The sequence below is a fragment of the Pseudomonas floridensis genome (genome assembly GCF_002087235.1).
Taxonomy (GTDB): domain Bacteria; phylum Pseudomonadota; class Gammaproteobacteria; order Pseudomonadales; family Pseudomonadaceae; genus Aquipseudomonas; species Aquipseudomonas floridensis.
In genome coordinates, this window is sequence record NZ_MUIO01000015.1 from 72,861 (window position 1) to 94,039 (window position 21,179).

Annotated in this window: 15 protein-coding genes, 1 pseudogene and 1 riboswitch; of the genes and pseudogenes, 2 read left to right on the top strand and 14 right to left on the bottom strand. The window is 61.9% G+C overall.

The window, feature by feature from the left end; genetic code table 11:
* The first annotated feature begins 114 nt into the window (after nt 1-114).
* Nucleotides 115-2,040, top strand: coding sequence for a methyl-accepting chemotaxis protein (locus BZK31_RS05330; RefSeq protein WP_415639615.1), 1,926 nt, complete (start codon nt 115-117; stop codon nt 2,038-2,040).
* 54 nt (nt 2,041-2,094) lie between these two features.
* Here BZK31_RS05330 and BZK31_RS05335 read toward each other — a convergent pair.
* The 5 genes and pseudogenes from BZK31_RS05335 to BZK31_RS05355 form a co-directional block, all read right to left on the bottom strand.
* Nucleotides 2,095-4,106 (bottom strand): annotated as a pseudogene (locus BZK31_RS05335) (peptidase U32 family protein).
* Between the two features lie 116 nt (nt 4,107-4,222).
* On the bottom strand, nt 4,223-5,014 hold the full coding sequence (locus tag BZK31_RS05340) for an ABC transporter ATP-binding protein (protein ID WP_083181755.1): 792 nt from the start codon (nt 5,012-5,014) through the stop codon (nt 4,223-4,225).
* Nucleotides 5,011-6,033, bottom strand: coding sequence for a FecCD family ABC transporter permease (locus tag BZK31_RS05345; RefSeq protein ID WP_083181756.1), 1,023 nt, complete (start codon nt 6,031-6,033; stop codon nt 5,011-5,013). Before BZK31_RS05345 ends, BZK31_RS05340 begins: the two co-directional genes overlap by 4 nt.
* The gene (locus BZK31_RS05350; RefSeq protein WP_083181757.1) at nt 6,030-7,043 is read right to left on the bottom strand and encodes an ABC transporter substrate-binding protein; all 1,014 of its coding nucleotides are present in this window, start codon (nt 7,041-7,043) and stop codon (nt 6,030-6,032) included. Before BZK31_RS05350 ends, BZK31_RS05345 begins: the two co-directional genes overlap by 4 nt.
* A 133-nt stretch (nt 7,044-7,176) precedes the next feature.
* A riboswitch (cobalamin riboswitch) is annotated at nt 7,177-7,375 on the bottom strand.
* Nucleotides 7,376-7,393: 18 nt separating this feature from the next.
* Entirely contained in the window at nt 7,394-8,110 is a 717-nt protein-coding gene (locus BZK31_RS05355; RefSeq protein ID WP_083181758.1) for a FadR/GntR family transcriptional regulator, read from the bottom strand.
* 109 nt (nt 8,111-8,219) lie between these two features.
* Here BZK31_RS05355 and BZK31_RS05360 point away from each other — a divergent pair, with 109 nt between their 5' ends.
* Nucleotides 8,220-8,954 carry a FadR/GntR family transcriptional regulator gene (locus BZK31_RS05360; protein WP_083181759.1) on the top strand — a complete coding sequence of 245 codons (735 nt, stop codon included), beginning with the start codon at nt 8,220-8,222 and terminating at the stop codon, nt 8,952-8,954.
* A 134-nt stretch (nt 8,955-9,088) separates the two neighbouring features.
* On the opposite strand, the gene BZK31_RS05365 is transcribed toward BZK31_RS05360, so the two are convergent.
* The 9 genes from BZK31_RS05365 to BZK31_RS05405 form a co-directional block, all read right to left on the bottom strand.
* Nucleotides 9,089-9,811, bottom strand: a complete 723-nt coding sequence (locus BZK31_RS05365) for an oligogalacturonate-specific porin KdgM family protein (protein ID WP_083181760.1) — start codon at nt 9,809-9,811, stop codon at nt 9,089-9,091.
* Nucleotides 9,812-9,937: 126 nt separating this feature from the next.
* Nucleotides 9,938-10,702: an ABC transporter ATP-binding protein gene (locus BZK31_RS05370; protein ID WP_083181761.1), complete on the bottom strand. Its 765-nt coding sequence runs from the start codon at nt 10,700-10,702 to the stop codon at nt 9,938-9,940.
* 10 nt (nt 10,703-10,712) lie between these two features.
* On the bottom strand, nt 10,713-11,552 hold the full coding sequence (locus BZK31_RS05375; RefSeq protein ID WP_083181762.1) for an ABC transporter ATP-binding protein: 840 nt from the start codon (nt 11,550-11,552) through the stop codon (nt 10,713-10,715).
* A gap of 20 nt (nt 11,553-11,572) precedes the next feature.
* Complete coding sequence (locus BZK31_RS05380; protein ID WP_083181763.1) at nt 11,573-12,478, bottom strand: ABC transporter permease; 906 nt, start codon at nt 12,476-12,478, stop codon at nt 11,573-11,575.
* Nucleotides 12,478-13,515: an ABC transporter permease gene (locus BZK31_RS05385; RefSeq protein WP_083181764.1), complete on the bottom strand. Its 1,038-nt coding sequence runs from the start codon at nt 13,513-13,515 to the stop codon at nt 12,478-12,480. Before BZK31_RS05385 ends, BZK31_RS05380 begins: the two co-directional genes overlap by 1 nt.
* 40 nt (nt 13,516-13,555) lie before the next feature.
* Nucleotides 13,556-15,178, bottom strand: coding sequence for an ABC transporter substrate-binding protein (locus tag BZK31_RS05390; RefSeq protein WP_083181765.1), 1,623 nt, complete (start codon nt 15,176-15,178; stop codon nt 13,556-13,558).
* Between the two features lie 91 nt (nt 15,179-15,269).
* Nucleotides 15,270-16,424 carry a mandelate racemase family protein gene (locus BZK31_RS05395; protein ID WP_167377849.1) on the bottom strand — a complete coding sequence of 385 codons (1,155 nt, stop codon included), beginning with the start codon at nt 16,422-16,424 and terminating at the stop codon, nt 15,270-15,272.
* Between the two features lie 243 nt (nt 16,425-16,667).
* Entirely contained in the window at nt 16,668-18,344 is a 1,677-nt protein-coding gene (locus tag BZK31_RS05400; RefSeq protein ID WP_083181766.1) for an ABC transporter ATP-binding protein/permease, read from the bottom strand.
* Nucleotides 18,341-21,172, bottom strand: a complete 2,832-nt coding sequence (locus BZK31_RS05405; protein WP_083181767.1) for a M16 family metallopeptidase — start codon at nt 21,170-21,172, stop codon at nt 18,341-18,343. The genes BZK31_RS05400 and BZK31_RS05405 overlap by 4 nt, the downstream gene beginning before the upstream one ends.
* Nucleotides 21,173-21,179: the final 7 nt, after the last annotated feature.

Sequence of the window (21,179 nt, forward strand, 5' to 3'; positions counted from 1 at the left end):
GAGATTTGAAACATTTGCCGGACGCAGGCGATACGGTTACGCACATGCGTAACGGCCATGACCGAGGCTTGAAGGATTATGCTCAGAAACGCTCCGCTACGACTCAAACTACTCATGATCCTGCTGTTCCCATTGCTGGGTTTTCTATGGCTCGCGTCGCTTTACGTCTATGACAGTTACCAGACACTGACCCAGATGAATCGCGCAGTCACCGCCAGTACTGATGCGCAGACGCTCAGCCGACTCATTACCAACCTGCAGCGCGAGCGAGGGGCCAGCGGCGTGTTCATCGGCAGCCAGGGCAAGTCGATGCGCGACCGGCTGGCGGTGATGCGTGAGGACAGCAACCGGTCGGTGGAGGCCGTTCGCGCCATCCCGAATGTGGGCAATCCGCAGATCGAGAAAGTGCTCAGCGCGCTTGAGCGTCTGAAGGCGAGTCGCGAGCAGATCGACCAGCTGACCATCAACAGCACCGAGTCGGGCGCGCGTTACACCGACATGATTCAGGCGTTGGTTGGCTACACCCAGTCCCTTGAAGCCAGCGTCAACGACGCGTCACTGGTGCATGCGCTGGCGGCACTCAACCAGTTCATCGAGATGAAAGAGCGGGCCGGTCGCGAGCGCTTCATTCTGGGTATCGCGTTCACGCAGGACCGCTTCGATTCGGCGTTGCTGTCCCGTTTCAGCCGCAATCTGGGCGAGTTCTCAGCCTACTCTGACGGGTTTCGTCGCAAGGCTGCGGAGCGTTTCATTCAATTGTTGGACGGGACATTGCAGGATGCCTCGGCCCAGGAAGTGGTTCGCTTGCAACGCCTGGCCGTCGAACGTCCACTGGGCGAGTCGTTGGGCGTCAAGCCCGAGGCCTGGTTCGAAGTCGCCACCCGGCGCATCGACCTGATGGGCGAGGTCGAAGGCCAGCTCAGCGACAATGTGGGTGTCCTCGCGGCGCAGGCGCGGGACACTGCCAGCAACAATCTTTGGCTGATTCTGGGTTCGGCCGTCGCGGCGTTGCTTGCGGTCTTCGCGCTGGTATGGCTGATCATCCGTAACATCAATTTTGCCGTTGGCGAGGTCAACCGGACCTTGCTGTCTCTGTCGCGCCGCGACCTGACGGCACGGGCTGACTACGAGGGCCGTGACGAATTCGGACAGATCGTTCTGAACCTCAATGCCATGAGCCATGAAATACGCGACATTGTGCAGGAAATCGGCAATGCCACCGCGCAAGTCGCCACCGCCGCCGAGCAGTGTTCGGCGGTGACTCTGCAAACCAGCAAAAGCGTCGAGCAGCAACGTCAGGGCACCGAGCAGGTAGCGACCGCCATCAATGAGATGAGCGCAACAGTCAAGGACGTCGCCCGCAGCACCACCGATGCCTCGCTGGCTTCGCAGCAGGTCAACCAGAGCACCAGCGAAGGGCGCACGGAAATCGACAACACCATCGGGCTGATTCAGCAGCTTTCCGTGCAGGCGGAGCAGACCTCCGGGATCATCGCCGAGCTCAAGCACGAAAGCGACGCGATTTCCTCGGTCCTGGAAGTGATTCGCGGCATCGCCGAGCAGACCAATCTGCTGGCCCTGAACGCGGCCATCGAAGCGGCCCGGGCTGGTGATCATGGCCGCGGGTTTGCGGTGGTGGCGTCCGAGGTGCGAACGTTGGCACAGAAGACTCAGGAGTCGACGGGTAACATTCAGCAGATGATCAGTAATCTGCAATCCGGATCGGATCGCGCCAGCGTTTCCATGCAGCAGACCCTCGATAAGGCTCAGGCCGGAGCCCGCAACATCGTGCGCGCCGGTACTTTGCTGGCCGAGATCGCTGAAGGGGTGGCCAACATCAATGATCGCAACATCCAGATCGCGACTGCCGCGGAAGAGCAGACCTCGGTGGCCGAGGACATCAATCGCAATGTGACTAACATCAATGATCTGGTGATTCAGGTCAGTGCCGGTGCCGAGCAGACAGCGATGACCAGTCTGGAACTGGCAAGACTGGCCGAACATCAGCAGCAACTGGTCAGCCGTTTCAAAGTGGCCTGAGTCGGCCGGAAGGGTCAGGAAGCCGCACGCTGCGGGCTCCTGACCCGATCAGCGTCAGCGTGGGGAACGCTGGCGCGCGGTCTTCATCAGGTCTTCAGGGGTGATGTGCCCGACAACTGCCTTGGCGGCGGCGCTGCCTGGCAGCGGCAGGTCCAGAATGTGGCCTTTCATCTTGCCCACCACATGCATCTCACACGGCTTGCAATCGAATTTCAGAGTCAGCACTTCGTCGCCCTGAATCAGTTGCATGGGCGCTACCTTGGTGCGCACGCCGGTCACGCCCTTGGCCTGTTTCGGGCATAGGTTGAAGGAGAAGCGCAGGCAGTGTTTGGTGATCATCACCGGCACTTCGCCGGTTTCTTCGTGCGCTTCATACGCCGCATCGATCAGTTGCACGCCGTGACGGTGGTAAAAGTCGCGGGCCTTCTGGTTGTACACGTTAGCGAGAAACGAGAGGTGCGACTCCGGGTAGACCGGCGGCGGTGTGGTTTCAGCCTTGCGACCGCCTTGCGGATGAGCCTTGAGGCGCGCTTCGGTCAGCGCCTCGATGGTGTCGCGGCGCAGGGTTTTGAGCTGGGAATTGGGTACGAAGAAGGCCTGTGGCGCATCCAGCCTGATGTCCTGCGCGTGATAAATCGTAGTGCCCAACTGGGACAGCAGGTCACGCAACTGGTCCAGCGCCTGTTCCGGCTTGTTGGCCGCGCCGAACGGGCCGTCCAGGTGCGTGGTGACGCTGACGCCTTCCTCGCTGGTGGCGGTCAGGTTCAAGCGTTCTTCACGCAGTTCGACCTGCCATTGAATACCGATCCGGCGTTCGGCGGACGTTTTGAGCAGGGCCTGCTGCCAGTTGTGGTCCAGGTTGCGGCTCAGCGGATGGTTGGGGCGTACGCGGGATAGGGCGGCCGGCATCTCATTGGGCTCCACGCGATAGCGCCAGCGCTTCTCGCCGTCTTCCTCGAACTCGCCCTTGAGCTCGGCGACGTTGGCGCGCAAGCCCACGACCTCACGTTTGATCAGCACATTCAGGCCATCGCCGTTGGACAGCGGCTCGTGGGTCACGGCGATCAGGTCGCGCTTGCCGACTTTTTCCACGCTGCCCACTGACAGCCCGGTAAAGGTCGGCGTGTCGAACGCGCCGATGTCGATCTTGCGGTCACTGACGAAATAATCGGTGCTGCCGCGGTTGAAGGTCTTTTCCGGGTCCGGCACGAAGAAGTGCGCGGTACGCCCGCTGGAGGCGCGTGCCAGGTCCGGACGGTCTTCGAGAATGTCATCCAGGCGCTGGCGGTAATAGGCCGTGATGTTCTTGACGTAGCCCGCGTCCTTGTAGCGCCCTTCGATCTTGAACGAGCGCACGCCGGCTTCGACCAGCGCCCGCAGATTGGCGCTCTGGTTGTTGTCCTTCATCGACAGCAAGTGTTTTTCGAAGGCAACCACGCGGCCCTGATCATCCTTGAGCGTATAAGGCAGGCGGCAGGCCTGCGAGCAGTCGCCCCGGTTGGCGCTGCGGCCATTCTGCGCGTGGGAAATGTTGCACTGCCCGGAGAATGCCACGCACAGCGCGCCATGAATGAAAAACTCGATGGCCGCGTCGGTTTCGCTGGCGATCTCGCGGATTTCCTGCAGGTTCAGTTCCCGCGCCAGAACCAGTTGCGAGAAGCCCGCCTGATCGAGAAACTTTGCCCGGCCCGGCCCAGCGTGCGGATGTCGGTTTGCGTGCTGGCGTGCAGCTCGATGGGCGGGATATCCAGTTCCATGACGCCCAGGTCCTGCACGATCAGTGCGTCCACGCCTGCGTCGTAGAGTTCGTGGATCAGCTTGCGGGCCGGCTCCAGCTCATCGTCATGCAGGATGGTGTTGATCGTGGTGAAGATCCGCGCATGGTAGCGATGGGCGAATTTCACCAGGTCGGCGATATCGCTGACCTCGTTGCAGGCGTTGTGTCGAGCGCCGAAGCTTGGCCCGCCAATGTAGACCGCGTCGGCACCATGCAGAATGGCTTCACGGGCGATGCTCACGTCCCGTGCAGGGCTGAGCAATTCCAGATGGTGTTTGGGTAGCGACATGGCAACGGCATCCGACGGCGGGCAAACGCGCATTGTAGTGCCATGGGACGCGCCATGCACCTGTGGTGTTTGTCGCGTGGCCATTTACTGACTGTCGGTGCGTCCGGGCAGCGCTGTCAGCGTGAACGCAGGCGCAGGATCCGCGTGCCGTCGAAGGGGTCGGTCAGCCAGCGGGCGATCACGCCGAAGGTATCGAGCAGCCGTTCGGGCGTCAGCACATCGGCGGGCGCACCGAGGGCCACCATCCGGCCTTTTTCCATCACCGCGACCCGGTCGCAGTCCAGCGCCTGGTTCAGGTCATGCAGGGCAATGACAGTGGTCACCGGCAGGGCTTTCACCAGGCCCAGAATGGTCAGTTGATGCTGAATGTCCAGATGGTTGGTCGGTTCGTCCAGCAGCAGAATGCCGGGTCGCTGCGCCAGCGCACGGGCAATGTGCACGCGTTGCCGTTCGCCGCCGGACAGCGTGTGCCAGGCACGTTTGGCGAACGCGAGCATGTCCACGTCCTGCAGGGCCTGACGCACGATCCGGTCGTCCTGGTCGCTCCAGGGTTCCAGCGCCGACAGCCAGGGCGTGCGGCCCAGTTCGACGGCGTCCAGTACAGTGATCGCGTCGCTGGTCTCGGCCTGCTGCTCGACCACCGCCAGTGCACGGGCGACGTCGCGTCGATTCATCGTGGCCAGCGGCCGGTCACCGAGCATCACCTGACCGCTGCCGGGCTTGTAAATGCCGGACAGCAGTTTGAGCAGCGTGGATTTGCCGGAACCGTTCGGGCCGACGATGCCCAGCGTCTCTCCGGGTGCAATGCTCAGGTTTATGTCCTGCAACAGCGTTGCGCCCCGGACCGAGTACCCCAGTCCGCTGCAACTGAGCACTGAAGTTTCGACACTGGCGTGAAAGGCGTTCATCGGGTTCTGTTCCCCTGAATGAGGATCAACGCAAAGACCGGCGCGCCGATCAGGGCGGTGATCACCCCGATGGGCAGCGCCTGACCCTTGATCAGCGTGCGCGAAAGAACGTCGGCAGCGATCAGGAACAGTGCGCCGCTCAGCGCGCTCAGTGGCACCAGCCGTGCGTGGCGTACCCCGCACAGCATGCGCACGGCGTGAGGAATCACCAGACCGACAAAACCGATGGAGCCGACAATCGAGACCATTACTGCAGTGACCAGCGCCGCAGTGGCGATCAGCACCATCTGCACGCGTCGCACAGGAATGCCCAGTGAGGCTGCCGAGTCGCTGCCGAAGGTGAAGGCGTCCAGCGCTCGTCGGTACCAGAGGCAGACCAGCAGCCCGATCAGCGCCGCCGGTACGGCCAGCCATACCGAGTGCCAGCGTACGCCGCTCAGGTTGCCGAGCAACCAGAACATAATGCCGCGTGCCTGTTCGGAGCTGGCCGACTTGGTGATCAGAAACGAGGTGAGGGCGTTGAACAACTGCGAGCCGGCGATTCCGGCCAGAATGATTTGCCCGGCGGCCGTCGTGCCACGTGACGAATGGGCGAGCAGGGCGACCAGTGAAAAGGCTACGACTGCGCCGACGAATGCGCCCGCCGACATGGAAATCGCTCCGGCACCGAAGCCGAGAATCGCCACCATCACCGCGCCGGTCGAGGCACCAGCGGAAATACCCAGCAAATACGGATCGGCCAACGCATTACGCAGCAACGATTGCAGCACCACGCCGCAGATGGCCAGCCCCGAGCCGCAGGCGGCGGCAACGATGGCGCGCGTCAGCCGGTAATTCCAGACGATGCCCTCGTCGATGGGGTCGAGTACGTAACCCGCTGCCCACAGTTTGTTGGCGAGCACCTGGAACACTACCTGCACGCTGATCGAGGTTTCGCCAATGGCCGCGCCGACGATGATCGCCAGAACCAGCACGGCCGAAACCCAGAGTACATGGCCCAGCGCGACAGGCAGTTTCATGGTGCGGCGTTGAATCGGTTGGCAGCCTCGGAAAGCTCCTCGATGCCGGTGAACAGACGCAGGCTGGCCTGCATGCCTTCGGCATCGATGATCACGATCCGGTCGTGTTTCACTGCGTCCATGTTGCGGGTCACCGGATCAGCCTTGAGAAACTCGATCTTCTTGCGGTAATCGTCGGCCGGAAAGCGTCGACGGTCCATGCGCGCGATGACCACGATGCTTGGGTTGGCCTTGGCGATGGTCTCCCAGCCGACGGTGGGCCACTCTTCATCGGACTGCACGATGTTGCGCATTCCCAGACTGTTGAGCATGAAATCCGGAATGCCTTTGCGCCCCGCGACGTAGGGATCGGCGGCGAGGTCTGAACTGGAGAACCAGAACACTGCCGAAACGTCCTTGTCGTGGTTCTGTTTGACGTTGGCTACTGCTGCGTTCAGGCGCGCCTTGAGGTCGGCGACCAGCTTGTCGCCACGATCCTGCACATCGAAGATCTGCGCCAGTTGTTCGATGCTCTTGTAGATGGTTTCGATGCGGAACGGCTCGAGGCGCGTCCCGTCGGCGCCGACCAGATTGTCTTTGCCTTCGCAGTCTGACGGCATCAGATAGGTCGGGATTTTCAATTCATGAAACTGTTCACGGGTGCCTACCGCGCCTTGCTTGCCGACCATCCATTCCAGTTGCACGGCCACCAGCTCCGGACGCTTGCCGATCACCGCTTCGAAGCTGGGTTCGTTATCGGCGAGGCGCTCGACCCTGGCGTTCTGCTCTTTGAAGCGTGGCAACACGTCATTGAACCACAGCGACGTACCGACCAGTTTGTCGCCAAGACCCAACTCGTAGAGCATTTCCGTACCCGACTGGCCGATGGTCACCGCCTTGTGTGGCGCGTGGTCGAACGTCAGCGAGTAGCCACAGTTTTCCACGGTCAGCGGGTAGTGAGTGGGTGCGGCAAGGGTCAGCGCGGGCAGACCGAGGCAGGCAGCGAATGCGATAAGGCGGGGCAGTGACATGAAATGCGGTCTCCGTTCGAACGTGTGCCGGGGCGCAATGCACAGCGGGAAAACACATTCCGGCCTGCCGGAAACGGCAGAGCGGCGCAATGGAATCATGCGCACGAATGTTCTTCCCGGACACCCCGCCGGTTAGTGATTGTTCTGGTCGGCAGGTCTCCTGACTGGCACGTCATCGCCAGGCTCCGGCCTTCCCGGGCATCACCCAGTGGCAGTCATGGAGCAGGCTCGATGCCTACAGTTGCGGGGGCAGTTTCGTTTTTGCGTCGTGAGACCGACGCGTGCGAATTCCCTGTTAGTTCCTCTCGGAAACCGACGGGCGGCATGGTAAACGATAAGGGATGGGCTCGCTATGGCTTTGCGCGCAGGCGCTGCAGGCTGTTTATCAGGTGCAGGCGCATCGCGGCCCGCGCAGCGTCGCGATCCTGATGGGCAATGGCATCAAAGATCTGCTCCTGTTCACGTCGCTGGATATCCGGGTCGTCTTCACTCTGCAGCGAGGCAATGTTGCCGAAACCGCTGCGGGTGCGTGGCAGGATGCTGCTGCCCAACTGATTCATGACATCGGTAAAGAAACTGTTGGCCGTACACAGCGAAATCCGGCGATGAAACTCATAATCCGCCTGCAATGTGTCGTGGCCGGTCCGCACGCAGCGCTGCAGTTCGTCGAGCGCCTGGCGAATGGCAGTCAGTTGCTCAGGTGTGCGGCGTTGCGCGGCAAGGGCTGCGGCTTCCGGTTCCAGGCTCAGACGCAATTCGATGATCGCCACGGCGTCGCCGGGCGTGCCGATCGGCATGTCGTTCAAGGCTGCCGCCCTGGGCTGTGAAGCGTCGACCACAAAGGTGCCGATGCCGTGCCGGGTCTCGACCAGACCCTCGGCCTGCAGACGCGACATCGCCTCGCGGACCACGGTACGGCTGACCCCTGTTTCGCGGATGATCACCTGCTCGGTAGGCAGTTTTTCGCCGCTCTGGATCTCGCCCTCGCGAATCTTGCGCGAGAACTCGGCAACCAGTTGCTGGGTCAGGCTGGAACGGCGGCCTTTCGGGGATGCGGTGGGTTCCATGGCGGGTTGATCAGGTCCGTGTCGGGGCGCTGAGTATAACCGTACTCAGGGCGTGTTTTGTGCGGGGATCGCAGCCTATACTCGCGTATTCGATAAAAATGAGGCTGCAATGTCGGACAACGCGCTTTCCTCGCAAAAGAACCATCGACGCCTGGCTGAAACCCTGGTTGACCGTTTCGCGCAACGGATGCGCGACGGTGTGCTGCAGCGTGGCGAAAAACTGCCTTCGGAGATCCATATCATGGAAGCCGAAGGCGTCAGTCGCACGGTGGTGCGCGATGCCTTGTCGCGTATGCAGGCGGCAGGGTTGGTGGAAACGCGTCATGGCGTGGGCACGTTCGTGCTCGACATGCCGCCGCCGGAAGGCTTTTCCGTAGGGCCGGCGACCATTGTCACGGTGGCCGATGTGCTTAACCTGCTGGAGTTTCGTCTGAGTCTGGAGGTCGAAGCGGCAGGGCTGGCCGCCGAGCGACGCAGTCCCGAGGCCCTGCTCGAACTCAAGCGTGCGTTCGATGCGCTCTTGGAAGGCCCGCAGAAATCCGGCACGACCATTAATGCCGACTTTCAATTCCACCTGAAGATTGCCAAAGCGTCGGGCAATGCTTACCTGATCGATATCATGAAACATCTGGGTACCAAATTGATTCCGCGTACGCGCATGAATTCGGCCTACACCGGGCAGAGTGACCGCAGTGCCTACCTGGCAGGTATCAATGCCGAGCATCGGCAAATCTATACGGCCATCGCGCAAGGCAATGTCGATGCCGCCCGCTCGGCGATGTACCTGCACCTGAACGGCAGTCGCATGCGCTTGCGCAGGACGCAGGCGCTGTACAGCGATTGAAACTTACGGCTCTGCGTGATTAAGCCCATCCGGGACGCAGAGCGTGCCGCGCGGCATGCCGACGTGGAGCATCGGCACGATCAGTGTCTGACAGGTTGGCGCTTGTCCGGAAATCGCCGTATCTGCCCTCTGCGTCAAAGAAAGTTGTACTGCACCCCGACACGCAGTCTCAGCTGGCGTTTGTCGTCTTCCGAGTTGACCTTGATGTCGCCGACTTCAAAGAACGGCACCCAGTTCTTGTCCCATTTGTACTTGAAGGCCGCGTTCTGTTCGTAGTCGGTCTTGTCGTTGTCGTAGCGGATGTAGTCGGCATCAAAGTAGGTGAACTGGTATTCGTACGACCAAGGGCCTTTGGTGGCGTAGTTTACCCAGACGTCGTAACGGTTGATCGACTGGTCGTTCATCTGGTTGTCAGGCATGTCCTTGTTGACCTTGTCGCGGTCGAGTTTGATCGAGTCGTAGCGATAGCGGCCTGAAACCGTCAACTGGTCGGTAACTTTGTAGCCGAGCTTGAGGCCCATCTTGTAGGCCGTGGACCGTTCGATGCTTTCCAGGGCGAAGGAGGGCGTCAGCAGCCATTTGTCATTGAGCTTGTGCTGGTAACTGACCGTCAACTCATGGCCATTGCCGACGGTATTGTCGAACGCCACGTCCTGGCGGTCACCGGCGGTCTTGTATTTCAGCTCGCCTTCAAAGCCCCAGCCGCTGTCCAGGCGCGTGCCGAACTTGACCCGGTCGGCGTGCATGCGGGTGCTTTCCGCGTATTGGTGGCGATAGTTGATGTACGCGCTGTCGGCATGGGTCCATGCGCTTGGGAACAGAGCGGCCAGGGAGAGCAATACGATTGTTTTTTTCATTTTTTTATTCTTGTTCGAGTGAGAAAAAAGGTGTTTTGGGCAAATCGCAGGCAGCCGGATCCGATGGCCGTTTTGGCCAGGGATCACGCTGTCAGTCAGGTTCGGGGCGGGCGAGGCCGCCGGGCGTCAGCCGCTCGGGCGCACGTCCATGTCGCGGCTGGCCTGGATCAGCAGTCGCGAATAGTCGTGCTGCGCCTGATCGTTACTCAGTTGGCTGCTGTCGAGGGTCTCCACCACCTGGCCCTGTTGCATGACCGCCACCCGGTCGCACAGGTGCGCGACCACGCCCAGATCGTGGGTCACCATCAGGTAGGTCAGGCCCTGCTGCTGGCGCAGGTCCGCCAGCAGGTTGAGGATTTCGGCCTGCACCGAGACGTCGAGCGCGGAGGTCGGCTCATCCAGTAGCAGCACGCGGGGTTCCAGAATCAGGGCTCTGGCAATCGCGACGCGCTGGCGCTGGCCGCCGGACAGTTGATGCGGGTAACGAAAGCGGAAGCTCTCGTTGAGGCCGACGCGGTTCAGTACATCGCAGACGCGTCGGTCACGCTGATCGATCTTGTGGATGCTCAGCGGTTCTTTGAGGGCCGCGTCAATGGTGTGACGCGGGTGCAGCGAAGCGTAGGGATCCTGGAACACCATCTGCACGGTGCGGTAATGGCTGGCGTCGAGCTTGCGGCCGACCTTCTGGCCCGCCACGCTCAAGGCGCCGGTCCAGTGGTGATATTGCCCGGCCAGACAACGCAGGACCGTGGTCTTGCCCGATCCCGATTCGCCGACCAGCCCGAACGACTGGCCCTGTTCGACCTGCAGGTTGACGTCGCGCAGCACCTGATTCAACGCAGTGCCCGTGCCGAAGCTCAGGTTCAGTGAATTGACTTCAATCATTGCCATGGGAGCGTTCTCAGTGAGTGAGCCAGAGGGGATCGCGCTGCAGAACCGGCAGGCTGGCGCGCGGGCGATCAAGGCTGGGCAGTGCCGCCAGCAGACCTTGGGTGTAGGGGTGACAGGCCTGATCCAGTTCGTCGGCCTTGAGCGACTCGACGACGCGCCCGGCGTACATCACCAGCACGCGGTCGCAGAAATGCCGCACCATGTTCAGGTCGTGGCTGATGAAGATCAGCCCCAGGTCCCGCTCACTGACCAGTTCCTCGAGCACATTGAGCACCTGGCGGCGCACCGAGACGTCCAGTGCGGAGGTGGGCTCGTCGGCGATGATCACTTGCGGATCGGTGATCACCATCATTGCGATCATGATTCGCTGACCCATGCCACCCGACACCTCGTGCGGGTACAACTCGTAAACCCGCGCCGGTTCGCGGATGTGCACTTTGGCGAGCATATCCAGCGTGCGTTCGCGGGCTTCCTTGCGCGACACCTTGTGGTGCGCCAGGTACGCCTCGGCAATCTGTTCGCCCACCTTGATCACCGGATTGAGCGAGTATTTGGGGTCCTGCATGATCATCGACATGCGCCGCCCACGGATGCTCTGGATCTGTTTTTCGCTGCATTCGAGCAGGTTGACGTCACCGAAGCGCAGGGTTTTGGCGGTGATGCGTGCGCTTGCCGGGTGCAGGCGCAGCAGGCTGCGGCCGACCGTGGACTTCCCCGAGCCGGACTCGCCAACGATCGCCAGTTTCTCTCGGCCCAGGGTAAACGATACGTCGCGCACCGCTGCCGTGGTCTTGCCAGCGTTATGAAACTCGACCCGCAAATCTTCTACCGCAAGCTTGATCTGTGACATGGCTGTTGTCCTTATTGTTGTCATTCGCTGCGTGGATCAAGTACGTCGCGCAGGCCATCGCCGAGCAGGTTGAAGGCCAGGCTGACCAGCATGATGGTCGCGCCGGGCGCTGCCACCAGCCACCAGCTTTCCAGCATGTAGCGGCGGCCGCTGGAGATCATCGCGCCCCATTCCGGCAGCGGTGCCTGTGCGCCCAGCCCCAGGAAGCCCAGTGCGGCAGCAGTGAGAATGATGCTGGCCATGTTCATGGTCAGGCGGATGATCACCGAAGACAGACACATCGGGATGATGTGGCGGCCGATGACCCGCACCGACGACGCACCTTGCAGTTTCACCGCGACCACGAAGTCGGCGTTGCGCAGTGACAGGGTTTCGGCCCTTGCCAGGCGTGCAATCGGTGGCCAGGCGGTGAGGGCGATGGCGATCACGGCATGCTCGAGGCCCGGGCCGAGGGCTGCGATGAATGCCAGTGCCAGCACTAGGCTGGGGAACGAGATGAAGATGTCGGTGATGCGCATGAACAGGCTGTCGACCCAGCCACCGAAGTAGCCCGACACCGTGCCGATCAGCAGGCCGATGGGGCCGACGATGACGGTCACCAGCATCACGATGTACAACGTGATGCGCGAGCCGTACACCAGACGGCTGAACACGTCGCGGCCATACTCGTCGGTGCCGAACCAGTTCTGTGCGCCGGGGTTGCGCAGTGCGGCGGACAGGTCCTGGGCCAGCGGATCGTGGGTCGCGATCCAGGGGGCGAACAGGGCGACGATCATCAGCGTGCCGATCACGATCAGACCGGCCAGGGTCATCGGGTTGCGCAACAGAAAGCGCATCAGCCGGGCACTGCTGGTGGTGAACGCGGCAAGGCTTGAAGTGGGCGCCTGAAACGTCGATTTGGCGCTGCTAGTCATGGAAGTCGTCATCAGCGGGTTCTCGGGTCGAAGACTTTGTAGAGGGCGTCACTGATCTGGTTCAGGACCACGAAGATCAGGCCGATCAACAAGACGCAGGCCATTACCGCGTTCATGTCACCGAGCAGCAGGCTGCTGGTCAGGTATTGGCCAAAGCCGGGCCAGGCGAATACGGTTTCGATCAGCACCGCGCCTTCCAGCAGGCCGCCGTAGGCGAGGGCGACGATGGTCAGCAACTGCACGCGAATGTTGCGGAACGCATGGCCCCAGATGATGCGTCGTTGCGACAGGCCTTTCACCCGGGCGGTGATGATGTATTCCTGCGACAGCTGTTCGAGCATGAAGCTGCGGGTCATGCGGCTGATATAAGCCACCGAGTTGAAGCTCAGGATCACCGCTGGCAGCAGGATGTGGCGCAGTGCACTGCGAAACGCCTCCCAGTCACCGGACAGCGCGGTGTCGATCAACAGCAGTCCGGTGCGGGTTTCGATCAGGCCGTCGTAGGCCAGGCCGATGCGCCCGACGCCGCCTGCCCAGCCCAGCCAGGCGTAGAACACCAGGAAGGCCATCATGCCCAGCCAGAAGATCGGGGTTGAGTAACCGAACAGGGTGATGACCCTTGCCACATGGTCGCCGGCGCGGCCCTGATGAGTGGCGGCGTACACGCCCAGCGGCAGACCGAGCAGCACGCCGAACAGGATGGCCAGGGTCGCCAGTTCCAGCGTGGCCGGAAACACCCGTGCGATGTCTTCGATCACCGGATGCCCGGTGAGCAGCGCCTTGCCCAGATCGCCATGCAGCAGGTCCTTGAGGTACATGACGAACTGGGTGGTCAGTGGTTTGTCCAGCCCCAGTTCCTGATAGGCCTGGGCGTAGGCGGCGGCGTCTGCGTCCGGTCCGACGATGGCCAGCACCGGGTCCAGCGGCATGACCCGGCCAATGAAGAAAGTGAGCAACAGCAGGCCGAACAGGGTCGCCGCCACTGATCCGCTGCGACGGGTGCCATGGGCGACCCGACTGCTCCAAAATGAAATCGATGCACTCGACATGGTTATTCCTGCCTTGGCTTGAGCGATTGAACGCGTGTGTTCAGCGTTGCTTGTAGACGTCACGCAGGCGCGTGGTGGCGGCGCTGTGCCCCAGGTACTCACGCACGTCGGCGTGAATCACCACCTCATCCGTCATCTGCGACACCGGCATGATCGGTCCGGCCTTCTTGTCGTAGAGGGTCTGGATGCGTTGGTAGTCCGCCAGTTGCTGCCCGGCATCTCGTTCGCGTTCAGCCTGCTCGATCAGTTGGTTGATCTCGGCGTCGTAGAACGACGTGCGCCAGCCCTGGAAGTTGCTCAGCCTGGCTTCCTCGCGGTTGTCCGGGTTATAGATCAGGGCGCGCAGGCTCGAGTGGGGGTGACGTTCGGCTCCGCCACCGCCACGACCGACCAGAATGTCGAAGCGTCGGTCACGCATCGCGCCGTAGATCTGGTTGCCGGTGCCGGTGATGATGTTGGCCTGAATACCCGCTTGAGCAAGGGTGGATTGCAGGCTGGTGGCGATGTTGATGAAGGGCGAATCGGTGAGCGAGCGGATAGTGATCCTGAAGCCATCCGGATACCCGGCCTCGGCCAGCAGACGCTTGGCTTGCGTCACATTCAGCGCATAACCGGGATCGTCCAGGCGGGCGGCCAGACCCAGTTGCAACGGGCGCTGATTGATCAGGCCATAGTGCGGCATGACCACGTTGTTGATGCCTTGGTAGTCGATCAGCGAGCGAATCGCCTGACGTACCCGGATGTCCTTGAACAGCGGCTGTTCCATGCTCAGGGCGACGTAGTAGATCGTACCGCGCGGAATGGTCTGTACCGTCACCTCGTCCGAGCGGGTAAGGGCCTTGATATCGGTGGCGGCCATGCCGCGTGCCACGTCCAGATCGCCGCGTTCGACCATCAGCCGCAGTGCCTGGGATTCGGTCATGTTGCGCATGATCACCCGACGCATCTTGGCCGGACCCCGCCAGTACTGATCGAAACGGCTCATCAGGATCACGTCGTTGGCGCGCCAGATGTCGAGCTTGAACGCGCCGGAGCCCGCGGTATTGGTTGTCAGCCAGCCAGCGCCGAGGTCATCGCCTTTGGCGTGCTGCAGGGCGGTAAGGCGGTCGATGATGAAAGCGCTTGGCGAAGTCGCCAGGGTGTTGAGCACCAGCATCGGGTCGGTGGCTTTGGGCAGTTCGAGCACGAAGGTCGACGGGCCTTCGGCGCGCATGAGTTCGCTGACGTTCTTGCTGGTGTAGCCGTAGGCTTTCCAGGTCGAGGCCAGCGCCTTGTTCAGCGTCACCACGCGCTGCAGCGACCAGGCAACATCCTGAGCGGTCACCGCGTTGCCTGAGTGAAAAATCACGCCGGGGCGCAGGTGAAAGGTCAGTCGCATGCGGTCGGGGCTGATCTCCCAGCGCTCGGCCAGCGCCGGAATCAAGCGGTCGGGCTGCGCTGCATCCTGTTCCAGCAGCATGTCGTAGACGTTGGAGTTGACCTCGGCGACTTCCAGTCCGGTGGCGCCGGCCGGGTCCAGAGACAGCAGATTGATCATGCTCATGCCGACCACCAGTTGATCCACCGGTGTTTCGCCTCGCGCCGAGGCGGGCAGGGTGTGCATGAGTGTCGCCGTCATGGCGACGCAAAGCAGCCAGGTCAGGCGCTTGGGCCAGAGCTTCATGGGTGCGGTCCTTTTTTATAGTTATTAAGACGCTTGTTTGTCGAACTACTTTAGCGAAGGGCGCTGCGAGCACCCTTCGTTGCGCTGCCGGTCAGTAGCGCTCCAGCGTATGGGTCTCGATGTAGCTGAAGTTGATGTCTTCGCCCAGGCCGGGTTTCTCGCTAAGGTGCACGAAGCCGTCTTTGTCCATTGGGTCGACCAGTGTATTGAGGTAGGCCGGTACGTCATCGTAGTCGAGAAAGGGGTGCAGCAGTCCGCGTTCGTACCAGCGACAGTTGCTGATGGCACCGACCACGGCGAGGTTGGCGGCGCCGTTGCCGTGGACTTCGCAATCCATGCCGAACGATTCGGCCAGGTGTGCAACTTTGAGGCACGGTCCGATCCCGCCGACACCAGCCACGCCGGCACGCAGGATGTCGCAGGATTTATGGGTAACCCAGCTGGCACGGCTGTGGTATTTGCCCGCAATGCTCTCCGGGCCGAGCACTGGAATGTCCAGATTCGCTGCCAGCCAGGCGTAGGATTCGGCGGAGTCTTCCATCATTGGTTCTTCGAACCAGGCGAAGTCGAGCTTTTGCAGTTCGCGTCCGATGTACAGCGCATCGGTGCGGCTGTACCAGTGATAACCGTCGAGCATCAAGGCGATGTCCGGCCCGACGGCTTCACGCACGGCGGCGCAGGCCTGCACGTCCATGCGCGGATCCGGCGCGAAGGAAATCGGTGGCATCCAGGTGTGCAGCTTGATGCCTTTGTAACCGCGCTGCACCAGTTTTTCGGCGAACTGGCCGTACTCGTCCGGGGTTGAAAGGCCGCCGGGCAGGTCATCGCCGCACATGGTCGAGCCGTAGGCCAGTACCTTGTCGCGGAAGCCACCCAGCAGTTTGTGAACCGGTTGTTTCAGAACGCGTCCCGCCAGATCCCACAGCGCCTGTTCCACCAGAGCCAGCGCACGATCGGTGAGCTGGCTGGCGCTGCCGCGTTGCCAGTGGGCCAGTTCCTGCCAGATCTTTTCGCGGTTCATGGGGTTCTGGCCGATCAAGACCTTTTTGACGAACGACTCGATGATGTGGGGGCGGATCAACTCAGGCGGACCAAAGGAAAAGCCTTCGCTGCCATCGTTGCAGGCAATCCGCAGCATGGCCATTTTGACCGGTTTTTCTTCGCCGGGATGGGCGTGGCCGGCGCTGTCTACTGCGCGTCGGGAGGGGAAGGTAAAGACGTCGACACTGACCGATGTGATGTTCATGAGGGCCTTCAGCATTATTGTAGTTATTCGATGACTTCTAGTATGTCGTCATACAACACTGAGGCGAGTATTTGCGCTTTTGTAGGACGATGTCAAGGGTCGTATGACGTCTTTATACGATATAAACAGCCCTTATACGGCGATATTCTCTGCGCATAACGAATGTTTGGGGATTGGGAAGGAGGTACGACGCTTTGTAAGTCGTCATACCTTGTGGCAGGGCATATGCCGCGCCGCCCGGCTTCAGGAAAGCGCGATGGCGCAGGTCTGGGATCGAAGGTCCAGCGTGTGCGAGAACAGCCGGGCGACGGCGGGTTGATGACTGATACCGATGACCAGCGTATTCGGCAGCGCCTGGCGGACAGTGTCGAGCACCTGACAGGCACTCGGCTCGTCCAGTTGATTGGTCGCTTCATCCAGATACAGCGTCTGCGGTGCGCACAGTAAGGCGCGGGCCAGGCCGATGCGTTGCTGCTCGCCACCGGATAATTCACGGCTCCATTCACGCTCGTGCTCAAGACTGTCGATCAGTTGCGGCAGGCCTACCTGATGCAGTACCGACACCAGCACTTCGTCCGCCGGGCAATCGGTGGCCGGATACGCCAGCAATTGCCGCAGCGGCAGGCCGGGCAGATAGGGCTGTTGCGGGATCAGCAGGCTGGTGCCGCCAGGCAGTTGCCAGGTGCCACGGTAGTAGGGCCACAACCCTTGGAGCGTGCGCAGCAGGCTTGACTTGCCGATGCCACTGCGTCCGGCAATCCGCAGCCACTGGCCGGGCCCGGCGATGAAATTCAGCGGGCCCAGCAACAGGCTGCCATCGGCGCGGTGGATGTCCAGGTTTTCAACCCGCAGCACCGCGCCGAATTCAGGCGCGCAGACTTGAGCGCGAGTGGTTTCGATGGCCTGTTGAAACTGGCCCAGCCGCTCGACCGTGGCAGCCCAGGCGGCCAGTCGGGGATACACATCGATAAACCAGCTCAGTGAGCCTTGCACCAACTGGAAAGCATTGCGGATCTGCATCAGGCCGCCCAGCGTGATGGTCTTGGCGAGAAAGGCGGGGAGTGCGGCAAACACCGGAATGGTCCGGCTGACCCGGTCGTAACTGACGGTGAAGAACTGCAGCTTGCGCATACGGTTCATCAGCTGCCACCAGTTACCGGCGATGTGTTCGAAGCGCTCGCCCAACTGCCGTTGCTCGACCGCCTCACCGCGATACAGCGCAATCTGTTCGGCATGGTCGCGCTTGCGCAGCAGGCTGGCGCGAAAGTCCGCTTCGTAGCGCTGCTGCTGGTAATTGAGCGGTTGCAACGGGCGACCGATGAAGTGCGTGAAGGCGGTACCGAGCAGGGTGTAGGCGACGGCAATCCACAGCAGGTAGCCGTGAATCGTAACGTCCTGACCGAGGACCTGAAAATTCAGGACGCCGGACAGGTTCCACAGCACCACGGCAAACGCACCGACCTGCGCAGTGTTGATGATCAGCGAAGCCAGCAGTTCGACGCTGCGATCAACCATGACCGCAATGTCTTCGGCGATCCGCTGGTCCGGGTTGTCCGGTTCACCGGTCAGGCCCAGTCGGTAATACGCCTGACCCTGCATCCAGTTTTCCAGCGTGCTGGCGGTCATCGCTCGACGCCAGCGCAGCACCAGCGCTTTGCGCAGCCATTCCAGGTACACCATGATCACCACGTAGGCGGCGATGTAGATCACGTATTCGCCCATCAGCGCGTACAGCGCCTGGGTATTGAACCCGCCCAGTGCGTCGAAGAAGGTCTTGCTCCAGGTGTTGATCAGCACGTTGACCTGCACCACCAGAAGTCCCAGGCCGATGACGCTGGCCAACAGCACCCAGGACAGCCATTGCCTGCGGTCCAGCCAGTAGGGCGCGGCCAGTCGATAGAAGGTTTTGAGGGTGTTCATTGTCCAGCCAACGCCTCGGTCGCGGTTTTCGGAGCAGGCAGCAGGCGTAGCTGCACCTGGTTCGTGGCGTTGAACAATTCGCCCGCCAGGCGCTTGAGGGCAGTGACGGTCAGCGCGTCGGGCAGCCGGGCCTGTTCGGTCAGGTAGCGTGGATCGCCCCAGTGCCGCTCGCTGAGAATCAATCGACGCAGTTGAGTCTGTGGATCGTCCCGGCGCAGGCGCTCCTGTTGTTCAAGGTGACGGCGGGCCGCGGCCGCATCCTTTTCGCTGACATGGGCCGGCAGTGTTGCCAGTGTCTTTCGCGCCAGTTGCCACAATTCTTCGACGCGTGCCGGATCGCTGCTGAAACTCAGGCGGCTTTCGATACGCTGGTGTTGCTGACTCAGCGTGCTGTCGAAGGACAGCCGGTAGACCCCGGAGGCCTCGCCGCGCAGTTGCTGTTTGAGCGCTGCGTTGGCGATGTCCTGAAGCGCCGAAATACGCGCTGCGTCCTCGGGCGTCCACGGGTGCGGTTTGAAGGTCAGCACGTTCAACAAGGCTCGCGGCTCGATGCCGATCGCCAGCGATTGTTGATGACGGCCGTCGCGCTGCACCCTGACAGTTGGCTGCAGCGGCGCACCACGCTTGATCGCCGCGAGTTCGCGTTCGACCAGCGGTTGCAGCACTTGCGGTTCGACATCGGCCATCAGGTAGTAGGTCGCCGGTGCCCGACTCAGGCGTTGCCAGTCGCTGTTCAACTGCTCGGGCTGCACCTGCGCCACCTCGTCGGCGCCCGGCGTGAACCAGTCTTCCTGCCCGTATTGCAATACCCGCAAGGCCTGGTCCTGCTGCTCGCGAACGTTATGTGTCTTGCGTGACAGGCTGTCCGCCAGTTCATCCCGCGCCTGTTCAACCGCTGTGTCGTCGATACGGACCACTGACTGGCTGAGCCGATAGGTTTGCAGCAATGCCTGCAAACGCTGCGCTGCGGGAAGATCCTTTTTGGCGTCCGCCGTCGAGACATCGATCTGCAGCCGATCCGCCTGCTGGTTTAGCGACAGGCTGGTGCCCGACTCACTGCGCCAGCGACGAATCTGTTCTTCGCTCCAGCCCTCGGGCGCGCTTTGTCCAGCCAGTTGCGCGGCCATCTGACTGCGCCAGTAAGGCAATCGGGGCGTCATGAAGCCTGCGCTCGAGTCGGCCTGCATCACCAGTCGGCCGTTGTCGCCATTGCGCTTGAGCCAGATCAGCGTGTCGCCATTACTCAATTGCCAGTGTTCGACGTTCTGCCCGGTAAACCGTTTGCGATCAATGACGGTGCCAGGGCTGCCGGCGTCCGGCGCGTCGGGCAGATCCTGCGTGTGGATCTGATCGCTGGATGCCGCAGTTTGCGGGGCGGCCAGTTCGCTGGCGCGCACTTGAGTCATCAACCGTTGCACCGCATCGACCGTCGGCACATCGAGCGCCGTCAGGCCCGGAGCTGACAATTGCAGTACTCGATCCTGGTTGTCGGTCCAGCGCTTGAACCGGGCGTTCAGGTCATCGAGCGTGACGGTGTCCAGCACTGCGAGGTATTGCGTGGCGATCTCGCGTTTGCTGGAGAGCACCTTGTCGGGTGCGGTCGCGTCGTTCAGGTCGGTAACCCATTGTTCGAAGTCACGGGGTTTGTCTTCGACGAGCATTCGTCTGGCGACGGCGCGAATGGCTCCGCGCTCCTTGTCCATGTCCGTCGCTTGCAGGCCGAAACGGCGCAGGCGTTCGATCTCGTTCAACAGCTGTCGTAAGGCAACGTCATGTGACTGGCCGTCCACACCTGCCGCAATGCCCAGCACGCTGGAGCGTTCGCCGATCAGGCTCTTCTGCACCGTCAGGCTGCGCACGCCGGGCTCGCGGGGCTGACGTCGCAACCGGGCCTGCAAGGCGTTCAGGGTCAGGCGATCGATCAGGCGCTCCCGGGTTCCGTCCAGCGTCGGCGCACGGCTGGCCGGTTCATGCAGACGAAACAGCAGGCTCACCTGATTGCTGCCGCTCTGGCTGTCCTGCAGACGCACCACTTTCAGCGTCGGGTGCAATGGCAGTTCTCGATAGTCCTTGTCCGGCAGATGTCCCGGTTTTGCCTGACCGAACCAGTGCTCGATGCGTGCGGGTAGCGTCGTCGGGTCAATGTCGCCCACCACGGTCAGTAGCATGTTGTTGGGGACGTACCAGCGTTTCTGAAAATCCTTGAGGCTGGTGAGCGGCGCCGAGCGAATCGCGGCTTCGTTGCCGATGGTGCGATGCGCCGGGTAGCGCGAGCCGATGCGCTGTGACGCGGTACGCTGATCGTTCATGCGCTGCGCAACGCCAAGGCCGCCGCGCCACTCTTCGATGACGATCAGGCGTTCACGCTCCAGGTTGTCCGCGCTGTAGTCCTGCGCCAGGGTCAGGATCGACAGGGCCTGCAACGCCTGCTCGACCTGTGCCGCGCCACCCGGCGGACTGAGCAGGTATTGGGTGCGGTCGTAGTTGGTCACGGCGTTGTAGTGACGGCCCTGAGTCCAGCCCCACTGGTTCATGAGGCTGCGAATGGTCTGCGGCTGCGGACCACGGCTGTAGAAATTAAGATGCTCGACCATGTGTGCGACGCCCACCTGATCGTCCGCTTCATCCACTGAGCCAGCCTTGACAGTCAGGCGCATGTCGATGCGACCCGGCTGGCTGGCTTCGCGCACCAGGCGGTATTGCAGGCCATTGCTCAATTGCCCGCGAGTGATCTGGCTGTCCCAGTCCCGAGGCTGTCGGCTGTCGGAAAACTGCGCGCAGCCGACCAGCATCCACAAGCCGGTCAGGCTCACGATTATCTTGTTCATCAGGTAT